Source organism: Herbaspirillum huttiense, from assembly GCF_004367745.1.
Lineage (GTDB): Bacteria > Pseudomonadota > Gammaproteobacteria > Burkholderiales > Burkholderiaceae_D > Herbaspirillum > Herbaspirillum huttiense.
Genome location: NZ_CP037993.1, coordinates 3,132,478 through 3,150,351 on the forward strand (window position 1 = coordinate 3,132,478; position 17,874 = coordinate 3,150,351).

At 66.4% G+C, this 17,874-nt stretch carries 16 protein-coding genes and 1 riboswitch; all 16 genes read right to left on the bottom strand.

Translation table 11 applies throughout. The features are described 5' to 3' along the window. Positions 1–2: 2 nt before the first annotated feature. Positions 3–1,562 (bottom strand): precorrin-3B C(17)-methyltransferase, encoded by a 1,560-nt coding sequence (cobJ, locus tag E2K99_RS14120; RefSeq protein ID WP_134224113.1) that lies wholly within the window; start codon positions 1,560–1,562, stop codon positions 3–5. An 18-nt stretch (positions 1,563–1,580) separates the two neighbouring features. Next, positions 1,581–2,384 (bottom strand): cobalamin biosynthesis protein, encoded by an 804-nt coding sequence (locus tag E2K99_RS14125; protein WP_134222630.1) that lies wholly within the window; start codon positions 2,382–2,384, stop codon positions 1,581–1,583. Further along, positions 2,381–3,157, bottom strand: coding sequence for a precorrin-4 C(11)-methyltransferase (gene cobM, locus E2K99_RS14130; protein ID WP_034339136.1), 777 nt, complete (start codon positions 3,155–3,157; stop codon positions 2,381–2,383). Before cobM ends, E2K99_RS14125 begins: the two co-directional genes overlap by 4 nt. Next, complete coding sequence (gene cobI, locus E2K99_RS14135; protein WP_134222631.1) at positions 3,154–3,912, bottom strand: precorrin-2 C(20)-methyltransferase; 759 nt, start codon at positions 3,910–3,912, stop codon at positions 3,154–3,156. The genes cobM and cobI overlap by 4 nt, the downstream gene beginning before the upstream one ends. Beyond that, on the bottom strand, positions 3,909–5,102 hold the full coding sequence (gene cbiD / locus E2K99_RS14140) for a cobalt-precorrin-5B (C(1))-methyltransferase CbiD (RefSeq protein ID WP_134222632.1): 1,194 nt from the start codon (positions 5,100–5,102) through the stop codon (positions 3,909–3,911). The genes cobI and cbiD overlap by 4 nt, the downstream gene beginning before the upstream one ends. Then, a complete protein-coding gene (locus E2K99_RS14145; protein ID WP_134222633.1) occupies positions 5,099–6,676 on the bottom strand; it encodes a precorrin-8X methylmutase in 1,578 nt (525 codons plus the stop codon). Before E2K99_RS14145 ends, cbiD begins: the two co-directional genes overlap by 4 nt. Then, on the bottom strand, positions 6,673–7,398 hold the full coding sequence (locus E2K99_RS14150; protein ID WP_134222634.1) for a cobalt-precorrin-7 (C(5))-methyltransferase: 726 nt from the start codon (positions 7,396–7,398) through the stop codon (positions 6,673–6,675). Before E2K99_RS14150 ends, E2K99_RS14145 begins: the two co-directional genes overlap by 4 nt. A 13-nt stretch (positions 7,399–7,411) precedes the next feature. Then, positions 7,412–9,394: a putative cobaltochelatase gene (locus E2K99_RS14155; protein WP_134222635.1), complete on the bottom strand. Its 1,983-nt coding sequence runs from the start codon at positions 9,392–9,394 to the stop codon at positions 7,412–7,414. Then, positions 9,391–13,518 carry a cobaltochelatase subunit CobN gene (locus tag E2K99_RS14160; RefSeq protein ID WP_240733724.1) on the bottom strand — a complete coding sequence of 1,376 codons (4,128 nt, stop codon included), beginning with the start codon at positions 13,516–13,518 and terminating at the stop codon, positions 9,391–9,393. Before E2K99_RS14160 ends, E2K99_RS14155 begins: the two co-directional genes overlap by 4 nt. Then, positions 13,511–13,852 (bottom strand): (2Fe-2S) ferredoxin domain-containing protein, encoded by a 342-nt coding sequence (locus tag E2K99_RS14165; RefSeq protein WP_166675070.1) that lies wholly within the window; start codon positions 13,850–13,852, stop codon positions 13,511–13,513. Before E2K99_RS14165 ends, E2K99_RS14160 begins: the two co-directional genes overlap by 8 nt. Before the next feature lie 64 nt (positions 13,853–13,916). Continuing rightward, positions 13,917–14,669 carry a CbtA family protein gene (locus tag E2K99_RS14170; protein ID WP_134222637.1) on the bottom strand — a complete coding sequence of 251 codons (753 nt, stop codon included), beginning with the start codon at positions 14,667–14,669 and terminating at the stop codon, positions 13,917–13,919. 10 nt (positions 14,670–14,679) lie between these two features. After that, entirely contained in the window at positions 14,680–14,895 is a 216-nt protein-coding gene (locus E2K99_RS14175; protein ID WP_134222638.1) for a CbtB domain-containing protein, read from the bottom strand. Between the two features lie 140 nt (positions 14,896–15,035). Continuing rightward, positions 15,036–15,265: riboswitch (cobalamin riboswitch) on the bottom strand. Between the two features lie 68 nt (positions 15,266–15,333). Next, positions 15,334–15,969 (bottom strand): hypothetical protein, encoded by a 636-nt coding sequence (locus E2K99_RS14180; protein ID WP_240733725.1) that lies wholly within the window; start codon positions 15,967–15,969, stop codon positions 15,334–15,336. A gap of 197 nt (positions 15,970–16,166) precedes the next feature. Next, entirely contained in the window at positions 16,167–16,862 is a 696-nt protein-coding gene (locus E2K99_RS14185; protein ID WP_205703677.1) for a hypothetical protein, read from the bottom strand. A gap of 374 nt (positions 16,863–17,236) precedes the next feature. After that, positions 17,237–17,383, bottom strand: coding sequence for a hypothetical protein (locus E2K99_RS25530; protein ID WP_166675071.1), 147 nt, complete (start codon positions 17,381–17,383; stop codon positions 17,237–17,239). Positions 17,384–17,433: 50 nt separating this feature from the next. Beyond that, a complete protein-coding gene (locus E2K99_RS14190; protein ID WP_240733726.1) occupies positions 17,434–17,814 on the bottom strand; it encodes a hypothetical protein in 381 nt (126 codons plus the stop codon). Between the last annotated feature and the right edge of the window lie 60 nt (positions 17,815–17,874).

The following is a 17,874-nucleotide window of genomic DNA, read 5'->3' on the forward strand; positions in this document are numbered from 1 at the left end:
CTTCAGCCCCCGGCCAGTGCTACCAGTTGCGCCTGCAGGGTCGGCACATCATGGGCCACCTGCGGATAGGCCAGTGCTGGCCGGCGCACCGTCAACAGCGGGATGCCCAGGGCCCGGGCCGCATCGACCTTGGCCCGATAGCCACCGGCCTCTCCCGAATCCTTGGTGACCACGCAGTCGATGCCCCAATCCCGCCACAGCGCTTCATTGAAGGCCTGCGAGAACGGTCCCTGCATGGCGCACAGGTGGGCGCGCGGCAAGCCCAGTTCCAGCGCGCGCTTGATGAAGTCCGGATCGGCGGTGACGCGGGCGAACCATTGTTTTCCGGGCGCACCGGGTGCCTGCAGGAAGCTGCCCAGGTCCTTCGAGCCGGTGGCCAGGAAGATGCGGCCGCCCATGGCGATGGCGCGGGTGGCGGCTTCTTCCATGTCGGCGCAGACGTGCGGATCATCGCTGGCCAGGTCGCTCGGGCGTTCATAGCGCAGATACGGAATCGCCAACTCGTTGGCCAGCATCATGAGTTGCTGCGACATCTGCACCGCAAACGGATGCGTGGCATCCACCAGCACACGCGCCTGGCTCTCGCGCAAGGCCTGGCGGCGCGCTTCCACGCCCTGGCGGCCGGACCAGACGTGAGCCCCCGGACAATCCTGGCTGGCCAGTTCGCCGCCATAAGCGGTCGCCGTGGAGATCACCACCCGCTCGCCCTGTCCGGCCAGCTCGCGTGCCACCAGATTGCCATCGCTGGTACCGGCAAAGACCCACACCGCCTGCGGCGGCAGTTGCGCCACTTCAGCGGCCTGCGATTCTTCGCTCCAGTCGTTGTAGCCGCGCGGCGTAAAGATCCAGTCGCGCTTGCGCTGGGTAAAGCGGTTGCCGATGACGATCGAGGTCAGCATGTCGAACTGCAGGCCCGGCAATTCATCCAGGCGATGAATGGACACCTGCTGGCCCGGCCGATAGGCGTTGCGCACCACGCCGCACAGGGTGTGCGGGGCCTTGTGTTGCAGCATCAGCTGCAGGATGCGATAGACGCCCTCCTGCCGCCCGGCACTCTGCACGTTGTAGAGCACGCAGGCCAGGTCGGCCTGGGCGATGTGGCTGGCGCGCTGCTCGATCCATGACCACGGGCACAGCAGGTTCGACAGCGACAGCGTGGCGAAGTCATGCGACAGCGGCGACCCCAGCAGCGAAGCGCAGGCATTGGCCGAGGTCACGCCGGGAATGACGTTGACCTCATAGGTATCGTCCTCGCGCATGTCGTCGAAGGCCAGCGCGGCCATGGCGTAGATGCCGATGTCGCCGCTGGAGATGAGCGCCACGCGGCGTCCGGCGCGGGCCTGCTCGATGGCCAGCAAGGCGCGCTCGCGCTCTTGCGTGAGGGGCGGCGTGTGGATTTCCTTGCCCTCGATGTGCGATGCGATCCAGCGCAGGTACAACTCGTAGGCGACGATGACCTCGCTGTCGCGCAAGGCCTCGATGGCGCGCGGGATGATCATTTCTTCGAAACCGGGGCCTACGGAGACCAGGTTCAATACGCCTTTTTTCTTGACGACTTCCATCTGCATACTTTCCATGTTTTACAGCTTGTCTTTGAATGTCCGCCAAGCATCGGCGTCATCCACCACGGCCACGGTCACCCCGTCCAGCGCGGTCTTGCCCAGCAACAGACGGCCACGGGGGCTGGCGATCAAGGCCGCCGGTTCGCATACGCCGTCCACGCCGACATTCTGGCGCACCCACTCCGAGGGCTTGCCGACCCAGGCGCGCTGGGCGATCTGCTCGCGTGCAATCGCGCGCAGCGGCAAGTCATGGGTGGCGCAAAAGGCCAGCAGGCCGGGCTCTTGCGCCTTGATGTCGATGGTGGCCACTTCGCGCACCTGGGCCAGTGACGCGCCGGGGCACAGCGCCAGCGCCTGCGACACGGCAAGGGCAATCTGCTCCGCCGAGGCCAGCTTGCGGCAACCGATGCCCAGTACCAGCGGCTTGACCGCTTCCGTGGCGGTCGTCACCACCGGCTGCGCCCCCGTCAGTTGCGCTACGCGATAGGCCAGTCCGTTGGCCCCGCCTTCATGTCCGGCCAGCAAGGCGATGGCAAAACGGGCCACCTCATCGACCACCACCAGCGCCGGATCGCTGTGCTTGTCCTGCGGCAGGCCGTCCAGGAAGCGCACGGCAATGCCGGTGGCGCCGATCATGATCCATTGACGATGGCGGCGATAGGCCAGCGCAAACTGCTGCCGCTGCGACAGTCCGCCCTCGGCCTGCAGCCACGGCTGATACAGCTCGCCGCCCAGCCTGTCCTGCAGGTAAAGAGCCAGTGCCGCCGCCTCGGCACGCACCGACCACAGGCCGAGTTCAGCCGCGGCGACGGGGGGATTCATGCGGCGTCCTTGTTCTTCTTGACCACGCGGAAGAGGTGCGTGAAGTCCTTGGAGTAGAGACTGGATTCGGCGACCTGTTCCTTGTTCAGGGCGGCCCCCACCAGCATCATGGTGGTCAGGTTCCACTCGCCGCGCTTGTTCTCTTCCAGCACCTTGTCGAGCGATCCCTGGTAAATGCGCTGCTCCGGCCATGTGGCGCGATAGACCAGCGTGACGGGGGTCTCAGGCGGATAGTGCAGCAGCAGGTCGTTGACGATCTTCTTGAGGTGCGGACCTGAGAGGAAGATGCACATGGTGGCCCGATGTGCCGCCAGCGAAGCGATCGATTCCGATTCCGGCACGGCTGAAGCACGTCCCGACACCCGCGTCAGGATCACGCTCTGCGACACCTCCGGCTTGGTCAGTTCAGCCGACACCGCCGCTGCCGCAGCGGTGAAGGACGACACGCCCGGCACCACTTCATAGGCAATACCCAGCGCATCGAGGCGGCGCATCTGCTCGGCAGTCGCGCCGTAGATGGCAGGGTCGCCTGAATGCAGGCGCACAACGTCAATGCCCTGCTCCTGCGCACGCACGTAGCAGGCTTGCTGCTGCTCCAGATCGAGGGCGGCGGTATCGATGATCTCGGCCTCGGGGTGGCAATGTTCCAGCAAGGCGGTCGGCACCAGCGAACCGGCATACAGCACCATGCGCACCTGGCCCAGCAGGCGCGCACCGCGCAGGGTGATGAGGTCGGCCGCACCGGGGCCGGCCCCGACGAAATAAACTTTCATGCATTTCCTTTCGAATTCTCTTGGGGCGCACGATGGCGCTGCGCCTGCGCCGTCTTGCGGATCAGCAGCACGGCGAGATAGCCGCTCGCTTCTGCCGCATCCAGCGCGGTGAGGTCACTGGCCAGCACTTCGCCCTCCAGACCGATGCGACGGGCGAAGCCGCAGTGCTGCGCAATGCCCATCTCCCGCAGCAAGGCCAGCACCCAAGGCAGGCGCGCGCCGACTTTCATCAGCACGACGATGTCATGGCCTTCGATCTCGGCGCGCAGGGTGGCGGCGTCTTCCGGACAGGGGAGGATCAGCGTGCGCTCCTTGCCCACCCCCAGCGGCCATTCCAGCGCGGCAGCGGCAGCGGCGTAGCTGGTGATGCCGGGCAGCGTCACGCACTCACACCCGGGATACAGGTCACGCACCGCCGCCAGCACATAGCCGTAGGTCGAATAGGTCAGCGCATCACCGATGGTGAGATACACCACCTGCAGGCCCTCACGCAGTTGCGCCGCCAGTTGCTGGCCCAGTTGCGCGTAATGTTCCTGCAGGACCTGGCGATCCGGATCCATGTTGAATTCGATTTCGCACAGGCGGCTGCGGTCGAACTCCACGCCTTCCAGGCATTGCAGGGCCACCGACAAGTCCGCGCCACGCGCACGCGGAATGTAGATCACGTCGGCCGAGCGCAGGGCAGTGAGCGCCGCCAGCGGCAGATAGCCGGCCGGACCGGGACCGACACCGATCCCCGTGAGACGCCCGCTCATGCGCCCTCTCCCAGTTGCCGTCCGTCCAGATCGAACAGCCGCACCACGATGCGTTCAACCGCCGGCACGCGCGCCTGGGTGAGCGCCGCAATGCGGGCTTCGATCTCGCACCAGAGGCGGCGCGACAACGCGGCATCCTGCTGGCGCACCAGTTCTATGATTGCTTCCACCGTATTGGCTTCCTTCATCTGCTGCAGCAGGGCGGCGTCAAAGCAGACGCCCTGCCCCGCCGCGTTCATTTCTTCGGCCACGCGGGCCACGCCCTGCATGGCCATGTTGCTCTTGCTGGAGTGCGTATCCCATACACCATCCAGCACCTTGGCCAGTTTGCCCGGATGCCCCGCCAGCCACAGCAGCGGCAGCGTGCGTCCCTCTTCGGCCAGCGCCTTTTGCGTGAAGTCCAGCGCATCGCCGAGGAAATTGGCGATCTGCACGCTGCGCTTGTCGGGCAGGCCCAGCGTCTGTGCCACGAAGACGCGGCCGATCTTGCCCGGCAGGTAAGCCACCGCATCGCCCGGCGCGCAGGCGGCCAGGGCGACGCGGATGTAGACCTCGATGGAGGCGATCCACGAGGCCATCGACATCGGCTCCACGATGCCCGAGGTGCCCAGGATCGAAATGCCACCGACGATGCCCAGCTTGGGATTGAAAGTCTTGGGCGCAATCGAGAGACCTTCGCGACAGCCGATGGTGAGGTCGAATCCGCAAAAGCTTGCCTCAGGCTGCAGCTCCGCCAGCACCTCCGTCACGGCCGCGCGCATCATGGCACGCGGCACCGGGTTGATGGCCGGCTCACCCACCGCTACGCGCAGGCCGGGCATGGTGGCCGTGCCGACGCCCTCGCCCGCGAAGAAGCGGATCTCGCCCCCGGCATTGCGCCGCACCTGCGCCACAATGGTCGCACCGTGCGTGTTGTCGGGATCATCGCCACCGTCCTTGAGCACTTCCGCCTGCGCGGTATCGGCATCGATCATGCTCACGGACTGGATCGGCACACTCAGGTAATGCAAGCCATCCGGCAGGCTCACTTCGGTCTGCTGCACCGTCATGCCTGCCAGCAAGCGATACAAGGCCGCACGCACCGCAGCGGTGGCGCAACTGCCGGTACTGCGTCCGCGCCGCAGGCCATTGGGCGCCAGCACGGACAGGTCGTACTCGGCACGCTGCAGCTCGCCGTTGGTCTCGTTCACTGCACGCCTTCGCTCTGCGCTTCCTGCGCGACCAGCCAGGCGATGGCATCGATCATCAGCGCATTGACCACGCTGGCCGCCCAGGGCGAGCCGCCTCGCGTACCGCTGTTGGTGATGCGCGGCACCTGCAGGCAGCGGCGCAGTTCATCCTTGCTCTCGCGCGTGCCGACAAAGCCAACCGGCAAGCCGATCACCAGTTGCGGCCGCCAGCCATGTTCGCGGATCAGGCGCACTGCCTCGGTAATGGCCGTGGGCGCATCACCGATGGCCAGTACCATGTCGTTGCCAAACTTTTGCCAGGCACGCCGGATACCGGCGGCCGAGCGGGTCATGCCCAGGTTCTGCGCCATCAGGTGCGATTCGGGATCATGCACGCCGCACCAGGTTTCCACGCCCAGCTGTTCCAGCACGGCGCGCTTGAGACCGGTCTGCACCATGGTCACATCCGTTACTACCCGCTTGGTGCGCAGCAAGGCCTTCATGCCGGCCTGTACGGCACCGGCGGAAAAATAGATTTCATCAGCCACGGCGAAGTCGCCGCTGGTGTGGACCAGGCGCTGCAAGACCGTCAGGTGATCGGGCGGGAAACTGCTCCATTCGCGTCCGGCCTGGATGATCTCCATGCTTTCCGCTTCGATGGGATGGGGCACGTAAGGGGCCGTGCCTGCCGTGGCCTGCGCCAGCTGCTCGCGCGCGGACAGATCGCGCACCTGCAGGTGATGCGCGCGCTGCGGCTCGCCGACCTGCTGCTCGAAGCCGACGATCTGCACCCGGTACTTGCAGAGCGTGCAGTTCATGGCCGCACGGCCTTCAGCGGCATCACGCGCGCGTTCCAGCATCACATCGGCCACGTGCGCATGCACGCCCAGATAGGCGGCCTTGAGCACTTCCACGCCTCGCTCGCGCTGTGCCAGTTCATCGGCAGCAGCGTAGATACGCTTGACCAGCACGCCATCGAAGAGGAAGAACGGCAATACCACCAGACGCTGCCAGCCTTCGCCAGCGGCCTGGGACAAGCCGTCCCGCACCAGCGGTGTGGCCGTGCCCGAGAAGCAGACCTTGACGCCGCCAAAGCCCATGCCTTCCTGCACCATGCGCGCCAGCTTGGCGATCTCGCCATTGGCGTCCGGGTCGGTGGTACCACGGCCGACCAGCACCAGGCAGGCATCCTGGCGATGGATGATTTCTTCCGAACCGGCTTCGGCTTCCACCACGCGCTGCTGCACCAGTTGCAGCAGCAGCGGGTGCAGGTCCATGGGCGCGCCGAAATGGAAATCGACCTGCGGATAATCGCGGGCCAGGGCCAGCAGTTCGGCCGGCATGTCGTTCTTGGCATGGCGTGCGCCCAGCAGCACGCCGGGCACCACCGCCACTTCGGTGGCGCCGTCGGCCACGCAGGCGGCGGCCGCTTCCGAGATCGTGGGGGCCGCAAATTCCAGATAGCCATGGCGCACGATGCGGCCCTCGGCACGATCCCGCACCAGCGCGACCAATGCCTCGAATTCTCGCAGGGCATCGGGATCGCGGCTGCCGTGGCCGGCGATCACGACAGCCGATTGGCGCGTGGCGCTCATGCCGGGGCTCCTGCTGCCACCTTCTCCGGCGGCGGTTCGATCTGGCTGTCCATGGGCGTCAAGGTACGGATGAGCATGATGCTCATGTCGCTGAATTCCTTGTCGGCACAATCGGCCAGCTTGCCGTGCCACTCGGCATCGCCCCGGGTCAGGTTTTCCCAGACTTCCGTGGGATGTTCGGGATTGACGCCCTGCTGCAGCAGATAAGTCGCAATGTGACGCGGCATGAAGGAGCGCGCCGCATCCCACGGACAAGGGATGACGATGGCATTGCGTCCATCGTTCAATACGTTCACCAGATGGCGCTTGAAAGGCTCCAGATCGCCGCGCCGGTGGAAGGTGATGAAGGTCGTTTCATCAAAGCACACCCGCGCCCTGGAAGCGAGGATCTGCGCCGAGGAAATGCCCGGCAAGGTCTCCACGCGATGGCCGCAGGCGCGCTCCACGCGCTCCAGGTACTGGAAGCCGCTGAAGTGGATATCGCCCATGAAGACCACTACGCAGCGCTTGCCCGCGTGATGCAGGGCGGCGACTTCGTCGAGCTTGGCGACCTGGTCGCGATAACCCATCAGCACGACCTGCGCGCTGACGGGGATGAGGTCCTTGACCACATCGACCACGGCATTGAAGCCGGCCACCACGTCGGCATTGCGGATCAGTTCCACGCCGCGCATCGTCAGGTAGGAATGGTCGCCGGGTCCGGCGCCGATGCAGATGATCATGTGTTTTCCTTGTTCAGCGCGCGCCCAGTTGCGCGCGCACGGTCAACGCCAGAGCGTCGCCGGTCAATTGTTCGAGGGTCAGGCAAGGCGCACCCAGCGCCTCGGCCAGCTGGGCCGCACGGCCCAGGCGCAGGTAGCCGGCTTCGGTGTCCAGCACCAGGGCCGGTACGCCCTGCGCGGCCAGCGTCTGTGCAGCTTGCAGGGTTTCGGTCCAGGGGTCGCCGCTGCTGCCGGGCAGGCTGACGTTGGCCTTGCCGTCGGAGAGGATCACCAGCAGCGGGGGGGCTTCCTGCGCGCTCTGTTGGGCGGCTTGCTGCAGCACTTGCGCCGCCAGTTGCAGCGCATGCGGCAACGGCGTGCGGCCGCCGGTCGGCAGCTCGCGCAAGCCCTGCTCGGCCAGATCGGCGCTGCGCGTCGGGGCCAGCAGCAATTGTGCCTGCTCGCCACGGAAGGCGATCACGGCCAGTTGGTCACGGCGCTGATAAGCATCGGTCAGCAGCGCAAGCACCGCGCCCTTGACCGCTTCCATGCGCCGTTGTGCGGCCATGGAGCCGGACGCATCGACCACGAAGACGATCAGGTTGGCGCCGCGCCCGCTACGGACCTGGCGATGCAGGTCATCGCGCGTGACGGTGAGGGGCCCATCCGTCTCGCCGGCCAGCGCGCCGCGCACGGCGGCACTGCGCAGGGTGGCGCCGATGGCCAGGCGGTCCGGATTGGCATCGGGCACGGCGCGCACGGCACTGCCCCGGCTGGCATCGGCGACCGCGCTGCGGCGGCCGCTGGCTGCATTGGCGGCCGATTGCGGCGTCGCAGCCACGCTGATTCTGCGGGCCGTACCCGCTGCAGCAACGGCGAAGGTCTGTTGTCCGCCCTCGCCTTCCTGCTCCTGTTCCTGCTGCGGCTCATCGGAGGGAGGCGTCTCTGCCGCATCTTCGCCTCGGGTATCGCCATCTTCAGCTTGCGGCGGCGGCGGCTCGGGCTGGCGCGCCTGGTCGACCAGATCATCCAGCTTGTCCTCGTCCATGCCGGTCTGCTCGAAGGGCTTGCGGCGGCGGCGATGCGGCAGCACCAGCAAGGCGGCTTCGCGTACATCGTCCGGTGTGACCCGCGTGCGGGCTTGCAGGGCGGCGATGGCGCGGGCGGTCTTGTGCATGACGATGTCGGCCCGCAGGCTGGCCACTTCGAACTCGCAGCAGAGATGGCTGATCAGCTCCAGCATGGCATCGTCCAGCACCACGTCCGGGAGCAGGCGCTGAGCCTCGGCCACCTGCGCAAGCAAGGCGTCCTGCTGCGGCTGCCAGCGCTGCGCAAAGGCGGCGGGATCGGTCTCGAAGGCAATGCGTCGGCGTACCACCTCGGCGCGCACGGTCTTGTCGGTCGGTGCGCTCACTTCCACCATGAGGCCGAAGCGGTCCAGCAATTGCGGCCGCAGATCGCCCTCTTCCAGGTTCATGGTACCGATCAGCGTGAAGCGCGCCGGATGGCTGACGGAGATGCCCTCGCGCTGCACTGAATTGACGCCCATGGCAGCCACATCGAGCAGCACATCGACCAAGTGGTCGGCCAGCAAATTGACTTCATCGATGTAGAGGATGCCGCGATGGGCCGCCGCCAGCAGGCCGGGCTGGAACGCGCGCTGGCCACCTTGGAGCGCCTGCTGCAGGTCGAGCGAACCGAGCACGCGGTCTTCGGTGGCGCCAAGTGGCAAGGTCACGAAGGGTACGGTGTCCTGGCGCTGTACCGGGTCTGTATTGCAAACTGTACAGGCACTGGCCGGCTGGCCCGGTGCGCACTGGAATGCGCAGCCTTCGGTCAGGGTGATCGGTGGCAGTACCTGGGTCAGCCCACGGGCAGCGGTACTCTTGGCCGTGCCCTTGTCGCCGCGCACCAGCACGCCACCAATGCCGGGATCGACCGCGCACAGCAGCAGCGCCTGCTTCAGCAGGGGCTGGCCGACGATGGCCGCGAAGGGATAGGCATTGAACGCCGTCATTGCATGTCCTTGGTGTGTTCGCTGCCGCGCACGGTTTCACCGCGTGCTTCCAGCAGGGCTTCACTGTGCAGGTACAGTGAGCGCAACTGTTCGATGGTCTGTACTGCAGGTGTCTGCCACATGCCACGGCTGGCGGCTTCCAGCAGACGCTCGGCGATGGCGTTCTGAGCCCAGGGATTGGCCTGCTCCAGGAACTCGCGCATGGCCGGGTCGAAACCATAGGTCTCGGCCAGTTGCTGATACATCCAGTCTTCCATCACTTGCGCGGTGGCATCGTAGCCGAACAGGTAATCGACGGTGGCCGTCAGTTCCAGGCCGCCCTTGTAGCCATGGCGGCGGATGCTGGCCAGCCACTTGGGATTGACCACGCGCGCCCGGAAGACGCGCAGGGTCTCTTCCTTCAGGTCGCGCACGGCGGCGCGCTGCGGGTCGTGGCTGTCACCGAAATAGTGGCGCGGCTGCTGGCCGGACAAGGCGCGGATGGTGGCGATCATGCCGCCGTGATATTGCAGGTAGTCGTCACTGTCGAAGATGTCGTGTTCGCGGTTGTCCTGGTTGTGCAAGGCCACTTGCACACCGGAGAGACGCTGGCGGAAGGCCTCGCGCTGGTCCGCGCCCTGCACCTTGCGGCCGTAGGCATAGCCGCCCCAGTTGATGTAGGCCTCGGCGAAATCGGCCTGGTCCTGCCAGTTCTTTTCCTGGATCAGGGGCAGGATGCCTGCGCCGTAGCTGCCGGGCTTGGCCCCGAAGACGCGATAGGAGGCCTGCGCCGCCGCCTCGGCCTGGCCCAGTCCGCCCTGCATGGCCTGCTGCAGATCGCGCAGGTAGTGCTTGCGCACGAAGTTCAGGTGGTCCGGCTCGTCGGCGGCGATGGCCAGCTGCACAGCATCGTCGATCAGTTCGATCAGCTGCGGGAAGGCATCGCGGAAGAAGCCGCTGATGCGCGTGGTCACGTCGATGCGGGGACGCTGCAGTTGGTCCAGCGGAATCAGTTCGACCCCGGCCACCTGCCGGTTGCCCTCGCGCCAGACCGGCTGCGCGCCCATCAATGACAGGATCTGCGCCACATCGTCGCCATGGGTCCGCATGGCGCTGGTGCCCCAGATGCTGATGGCCACGCTCTCGGGATAGTCGCCGCTCTCGCGGTGATGGCGCTCCAGCACTTCGCGCGCCAGTTGCTGGCCAACCCGCCAGGCTGATTGCGAAGGTACGCTGCGGGGATCCACGGAATAGAAATTGCGCCCGGTCGGGAGAATATGCGCCATGCCGCGCGTGGGCGAACCGCTGGGTCCGGCCGGAATGTAGCCACCGCGCAGGCCGTTGAGCAGGTTGCCGATTTCCTCATCGGTACGCTGCAGGCGCGGCACCAGCTGCTCGCAGGCGAAGCTGAGGATGCGGCGCACGGCGCTGGTGTCGGTAGCCTTGATGGCAGCAGCCGGTGCTGCGCGCTTGACCGGCGCGGCCGGTCGCGCCATGGCGCGCATGCCGCCGAGCACGCTGCCCGCACTTTTTTGCAGGGTCGGTTGCAGGCGCGGTTTTTCTTCGGCCGGGGCGCTGAACAACGGCGCGAACAAGGTCTGGATCACGCCCTCGATGGACTGCACTGCAAAGCCTTGCTGCTGCAGGGACTGCATCAGCGACAGGCACAGCGCATCGATGGCTTCGAGCGCGTCGGCACGGGTGACGATGGCGCGCCCGGCCGTGCGAGCCAAGGTATCGTCGATGTTGAGGCGGCGGCCCTTGTGTTCCAGCAGCATGTCCAGCGACAGGCCGAAGAGCCGCGCCACTTCTTCCTGCAGGCCCGGCAGGTCCTGGTTGGGCAGGCGCGTCAGGGCCACCAGCATGTCCGGCAATTGCTGCGCATCGGGCATGCGGCCGAGGATGTGCAGGCCGTCGCGGATCTGGGCCGCGCCCAGTTCGCACAGGTAGCCGTCGAGGTCCTCGATCAGGTGCGCCACACCGGCGCCATCCAGTTCGCTCAGCGCGTGCGGCAGCGCGCCGTCGTCGTGCGCATGGTCATGGTCGTGATGATGGTGATGGTCATCGTGATGATGATGTCCGTGATGATGGTGATGCCCATGGTCGTGCCCGTGCTCATGGTCATGATCGTGGTCATGATGCAGCAGCTTGTACTGCAGGTCCGTATCCAGATTGGTCTGCCGCACCAGCTCCCAGATCTGCTGCTGCAGCAGCGGCAGCTTGGCCGGATCGAGCACCTCGACCTGGTAATACTCGTCCACCAGCTGCGTGAGCTGGGCCAGCGCGCCGTAGCTGTCGGCGGTGGTCATGGGCGGCGTCAGGTGGTCCACCACCACGGCATGGGCGCGGCGCTTGGCCTGCGAGCCTTCGCCGGGATCGTTGATGATGAAGGGATAGAACAGCGGTACGTCGCCCAGCAAGGCGTCCGGGAAGCATTCTTCAGACAGGCCCACGCCCTTGCCCGGCAACCACTCCAGGGTGCCGTGCTTGCCGACGTGGACGATGGCATCCGCGCCCCATTCTTCATCCAGCCAGCGGTACAGGGCGTAGTAGTGATGCGTGGGCGGCAGGTCGGGCTGGTGATAGATGGCGTCCGGATCCATGCCGTAGCCGCGCGGCGGTTGCAGGGCCACGAAGGCATTGCCGAGGTCGAGCCCGGCGATCACCAGATGCTGGTCGTGCACGTAAGCCTCGCCGGGCGCGGCGCCCCATTGGCGCTGCATCCTGGCCTGCAAGGCGGCGGGCAAGGCGGCGAACCATTGCGCATAGCGCGCCGCCGGGATGCGCGCGGCAGCACGGCGCAGCTGGTCTTCGGTGAGCAGGATGTCGTCGTAGGAGCAACGGTCCACCAGTTCGTGGATCAGGGACGTGCCGGTGTCGGGCAGATCGCCGATGGCATAGCCATCTGCTGCCAGCGCGCGCAGCACGGCCATGAGCGACTCGGGCGCATCCAGCCCCACGGCATTGCCGATCTGCGCGGCCTTGCTGCTGGAATTGGTGAAGATGAAGGCGATGCGCTTTTGTGCATTGGGCGTGCAGCGCAGGCGCACCAGCCGCTGCGCCAGCCCGGCGATGCGGCGCACGCGGTCCGGCAGGGCCTGGTACTGCACCACGCCCGCTTCACTGGTGTGCTTGAAGGACAGCGGCACACCGATGATGCGGCCGTCGAATTCGGGCAGGACCACGTTCATGGCCGCATCCAGCGGATTCATGCCGCGCGTGGAATGCTGCCACTGGTCCTGCGTCATGCCGCTGGTGATGGCCTGCAGCACCGGGCGGTTCAACTGCTCCAGCACCGAGACCGACCAGCCCGCCGGCGTGATGCCGCCTGCCGTAATCTCGCCCATGGCGAAGCTGGTGGTGTTGATGATGAGATCGACCCGGCCCTCGGCGAAATACGCCAGCGCAGGCGGCAGTGCCGCCCCACTGCCGGCCGACACCCGCAGCGAGGAAGTAAACACCGGCAGCACATCCATGCCGCGCGCCTCCAGCGCCGCCAGCAGCGCGTCGATGAAGGCGGTATTGCCCGAAAGCCAGTGCGCCCTGTAGAAGATGATGCCCACCGCCGGCTTGCCCGCCGGGGCCTGAGCGCGCAGGGCCAGCCAGTCGTCGAGGCGGGCATCCTGTTCGAGGTCGGGATGGTAGAGACCGTGTTCGGGCAAGGCCTGCGCGGGCTCGTAGCCGTAGCCGCTCAGCAGCAGGCGATCCGACAGGCAGCGCAGCAGCTGCGCCAGGTTGACGCTGCCGCCGCCGTTGAAATACGCCAGCGCCTGCTGTTGCACGTCCGGTGCGGCAGTGGACGCCGCGGCCAGTTCGGCATCGGGCTCGCCGGTACCGGACAACACGATCAGCTGCCGCCCTTCGGCGCGCGCGGCCCGCAGCAATTCAGGAAAACCGGCCACTGCACCCAGCCGTCCGAGTACGCGCAGCACGATCACCTGCGCGCTGGCCAGCTCCGCGCGCAGCAGGGTCGCCAGCGTGCGCAGCGGCTGACCCTGCTCATCGGTGCCGGATTGCAGGGCTTGCAAGTCGTAGCCCGCCACGGCGGGGAATTCCGCCGGCAACTGCGCGCGTGCAGCAGCCAGCAGCGCCAGGTCGGTCGGGGCGTGCGTCAGCAGGACGATGCGGGCCACGGGATCATGCATCGGAGACCTCCGCTTCCGGCAACACATCGCCGCTGCCCAGGCGATGGAAGACCAGGTCGCTCACTTCGCGTCCGCCTTCCAGATGCTCCACCACCACGCGCTCGATGGCGGCGGCATCCTCGCAGCGATACCACACGCCCTCGGGATAGACCACCACCACCGGGGCCTGCGCCTTGCAGGCCACCATGCAGTGGGTACGGGTACGCTTGACGCGCAGCTCGGGGCGAGCGTCGATCTGTTCGCCCAGCACGCCGAACATGGCTTCGGCCAGCACGCCGTTGTCGGTACAACGCGGACCCACGCACATGAGCACGTGACGATGATGAGTTCTCATGGCTTTGATGCTTTACTTTCCCCGGCGCAGCAACGCCGGACAGGGGCCCGTCAGGGCCGGCCCATCAACCGAAGCGGCGATAGAAGAATCCGGTCAGCCCGCCCAGCGCCAGCCAGAACACGGCATTGGCCGCCGCCGTGGCGCGGATGAAGGCTTGTGCCAGCTCTTCGGGAGCCACGCTGCCATGCACTTCCGGCTGCGGTGCGCCGATGAAATGCGGAACCACCAGGAGCATGACGCCAGCCAGCTTCCACAGCCAGCCACGGGTGAAGACGAACAAGCCCAGGCTGGCCGCCGTCATGGCGGCGGTCATCACCCACCAGAGCTGGCGCGCCTGCAGCGGTGCGGCCAGGGTACCGGGGACTTCCGGCGGCAAGCCCAGCGAGGGCGCGACGAAAAACACGCCATAACCGGCCAGGCCCCACAGCAGACCGCTGCGCCAGCTGATCTGGCGTCCGCTCAGGGCAAAGGCCGCCACCAGCAGCAGGGCGAAACCGACCGCCATGCTGACGTTGGCCAGCACGGTGTAGCCGGTGCGCTCGGCGCCGTCAGCCGGCTCCCAGGCATTGGCGTCATGCGCGTGTTCGTGCTCATGTGCGTTCGCATGCGAGTGCTCGTGCGCAGCAGCCTGGGCAGCGGGTTCGTGGGCGTGGTCATCGGCCGCGGGGGCTGCCGATTCGCCGGCCTTTTCATATTCCTCGGCCTTGAGGATGATCTTTTCGACCTGGAATTGCTGCACGCCCGACAGCAGCACGCCTGATAAAGCGCCTGCCACCACCACAGCCGACGCCATGCGCCGGAATACGGTCCAGTTCATCGTCCGCTCCTCAGTGGCAAGGGAAACCGGCCGAGTGGCGGCCATCGTGAGCGGCATTGTGCAGCTCGACCTTGGAGGCGAAGCCGGCGCCGTAGATCAGCGCCACACCCAGCGCGAAGGCCAGCAGCGAGGGCGCGATGCGGTCGCGCCAGACCTGGCTGCCGGCGTGGCTGGAAGAGGAAGAATCAGCGGTGTGACGGGCGTCGAGACCGGAGGGAGTGGACATGCGCTTTCCTTGGCAGGTGGATGAAACGAAGGAAGCCACACGGCGAGCGCCCAAGCACAATCCCGCCGTCGGCTGACGGCACCGGTTCACACCAGCGGGAAATGATGGAAGCTTTCCGCATGATCGCCCTCCGCGATGCATTCAAGAACTTGCCTCGGGCCGGTCTCCGGGCTGGCGAGGGGAAGCCTGGGCTTCGGGACAGGCGCCTTCCCATGCGCGGGGCACAGTGGCGTAGTGCGTGTCCTTCCTCGCTTACCGTTGCGGGGGCAGCGCCGGCTTTGGCCCGATGCTGTGGCACCGGCCGCACCGGCTTCCCGTTTCAATTCCAGGCGCGGCTGCGCACAGGAATACCAGAAGCAATGCTAAGGGGCGAAGTATAAAGGCGGGGGCGGGCTTGGGCAACCTGCATTGTCAGCCTGTACGGGGCTGGCGGCAACTTCAGCGGGGCAAGGCGGGTTGGAGCGGTAAGGAGGATGAGGGGGAAGCACTGGAGGAAGCAGCCGGCAGTTGCGGCAAGGCAGGCGAAGCCGCCAGCTTGTAATACAGGCTCATTTCCGCCCCCATGCGGGTGGGAATGCGCGCCACGTACACCGAGCGCTGGCCGGACCGGGGACCGTGCCCGTGCACTTCCATCAGGCACAGGTAGCGTTCCCCCAGGAAGCCCAGCACGGCAAACGAGGCCTTTTGCGGGCGGGACAGCGGGGGCGCGCGCTCCGGTGACAGGCCGATGGCGCGGTCAAGGTAGCCGCGATGGGAATTGACGAACAGATAGTCACGTCCGGGGGGCTTGCCGCTGGCATAACCGATGCGCCACTGGCGATTGTCGCCATCGGGCAGATACAGGCTGTAGGGAGATGCCGGGCCGCTTTCCATCACCTCGCCCCGCCCTGCGACCGGATCGATGCTGACCCGGCTGAGGGGAAAATGGTCTACGGCCAGGCAACTGGCCAGCACTTCTTCGGGCGGCGAAGGCGGACCGGGCAGCGCCGCCAGACAGACGAACAGCAGGACCAAGGGCAGGCAGCGCAGCGCGCTCTTCTTCCAGGGAGAGGCATGGGCAAGGAAGCAAATCATTGACAGCTCCTTCAACAGACGGCGGATCAGATCGGCTGCAGCAGAAACACAACCGGCCACCATGGTTGCAGAAGGGCAATGCCATGGATATCAGAAAACTCTCAATGAGCAGGAACAAGTCACTTGCCATGGACGGCGTGCGCCCTGTTGTGCGCCCGGTGCCGATACCGGCGCGCCGATGTCGCCTCGCGACGGCCTCAGCGCGGCCCGGCGACCATCTCGGCAAGAAAATCGAGGGCGACGAAGTGCCATTGCGCCGATTCGGCGTCATACAGCGCGATCTGGTTGATTTCCCGGCCCGGTTCGGTGCGGCCCGGGATGCGCTCCATGGCCCGTTCGGCATGCCAGTGGCGCTGCTGCGGGTTCAGTTGTTCCAGCCGGGCCGCTGTCTCCGCATGGGCGTAGAGACCGGCGCACTCCCATAGCCGGGCGTGGCATTCGAGATCGGCCAGCCCGATGTCCAGCGGGATGCTGTCGATGCTCGCCGACACCTGCGCCACCCGCGCCGACGACAGCCGCACCGGATCGCCCTGCGCGCGCACGGCGATGCGGCCATCGTGCGCGCCCCATGCCAGATGCAGGCAGTACGGCAAGTGGCCCTGATGACGCGCCACCAGTTCATCGGGGGAAAAGGACGCCACCGGCAGTACCTGGTAATCCTCCACGTCCAGACCCAGCCAGAGCGCATCGAGATGCGCATCAAAGGGAGACAGGTAGAGCACCATGGCCTGCGCACCGGCAGCCGTCCCGGCCTTGACCGGCTCGCACAGCACCCGGGCGGTGCTGCTGCCGCTTGGCTGCAGGCGTACCAGCACATGCAGGGGAAGCGCCGCCAGCACGGTGTGGCGGCGGCCAGCGGGAAAACCCATGGATTGCGGAGGATAGGGATACAAGGTGCCACTCCTGACAAGGACGGCGGAGGAGGCAGTCCTGCTCAATTCATCTGCGGTCTCCGCAAAAAGCAGATGCTTTCACAAATGCAAAGCGGCTTGAACGAGAAAAGTCTCAATCAACACGAAAGAATCGCAGGCGGGATGGAACACTGCAGCGGTGTCGGTGAGGGCCGAAATCACGGCGGTTTCGGGGCGATATGAAAGAAAAGGACAGTGCGCAGTCGCAATGGCCGCGCAACGGCAGGTTGCACGCTCAATAGCTGGCAAGAGATGAACGAAAAAGCAAAAAGCAAGGTCGCGACCGGCGGCAGGAAGCGTACCGGAGAACGGCGCGCCTGCCTCGCAAGCGCTGTCTGCCGCTCTGCAACAGTTACCTACATACGCAAAGGCTTGTCGGAAGGCCGGGGATTGTCGGGCGGATCTTGCACCGGCACCGGCTCATCATCGGGCAGTGCCGGCGGCGGCAGGTTGGGCTCGTTGACCGGCGGGGTTTCTTGCGGGGTGTGCAGGGAATGGTACAAACAGACCTCCTCGGGCAGGGCAATCCTGTTGACGAATCCGGCAAGCGAGCTCAACGCTGGCCGGCCATCGGGTTCTGATGGGGAATCGGGTCCTGGGGCGGCGTCGGATCCAGCGGCGGAACCTCGACTGGCGGGGTGTCTTGGGGCTTGTGCATGGTGTTCTCCTCTGAGGGTAAAGGGGTAGTGTGGTCGCCGGGCCGTGCCGGCAGCATGGGCAGCAAGCCATCATCGGCATTGGCCAGCGGGTCTTCAGTGCCGTCGGGCTCAACGACATGGCCGGGATCGGCCACGATGTGATCCGGCGCGGGTGCGCCTGACGGCGCAGGCGGCGTGCCGGGTGGACGCAGCAGTGCGGCTGCCGGGGTTTCCGGTGGTCGCGCGCCCTGCGCTGCAGCGGACTCTGCAGCGAGATCCGGACGAGGCAGGTTCATGGCGGTCCTCCTGACAAGGTGACAAACAATACTTCATCTTACGAAGCCCCTGCCCTGCCC